This is a genomic window from Vibrio sp. 1562 (assembly GCF_033340155.1).
Classification (GTDB): Bacteria; Pseudomonadota; Gammaproteobacteria; order Enterobacterales; family Vibrionaceae; genus Vibrio; species Vibrio alginolyticus.
In genome coordinates, this window is record NZ_JAWOVY010000713.1 from 1 (window position 1) to 534 (window position 534).

Consider the following 534-nt stretch of genomic DNA (forward strand, 5'->3'; position numbering starts at 1 on the left):
ATGTTGGTTGCTGCGGCGATGGCTGCCTGACCTTTCCAAGGTTGACCGACGTAGTTGTACAAGTACGGCACGTGGATATCTGGTTCGTTACCTTGAACGTGCTGACCAACGTTACCTGTGTTGAACACTGGGAATTGGTTGTCGCCTGCGTTGCGGTCTGGGTAGGTTGACCAGTACTCATCCAAGCGTGCTGCGAACAAGTCACCGCGTTCTGCTTCAGGGTTTTGTGTCTTGTCGAAGCGTGTCATCAGGTCAATCAAGCCATGAATGTCGTGCTGAACACTGAACGAGTATTGCCAGCCGTTCGATTCAGAGAATGACCAGTTGAACATGTCTGGACGCCAGTCTTTACCCACCGCTCGACCGGTGATTGGGTCTACCCAACCTGCATCGATAAACTCGCCATCGTAGTCACGGGCTTTGAACCAACCTTGGTATTGCTTACCGCCGAAGTCGAATTGCGCTTGCCAGTTTTTAGAACGGTTAGCGAACTCGGTGTAGCGTGGGTCTTCTTCACCGAAGACTTCTTTGATC

Annotated in this window: 1 protein-coding gene; it reads right to left on the bottom strand. The window is 51.7% G+C overall.

What is annotated here, in order from left to right; translation table 11 throughout:
- Positions 1 to 534 (bottom strand): glycoside hydrolase domain-containing protein (locus R7Z49_RS27250; protein WP_318112786.1); only part of this gene is annotated, 534 nt, incomplete at both ends.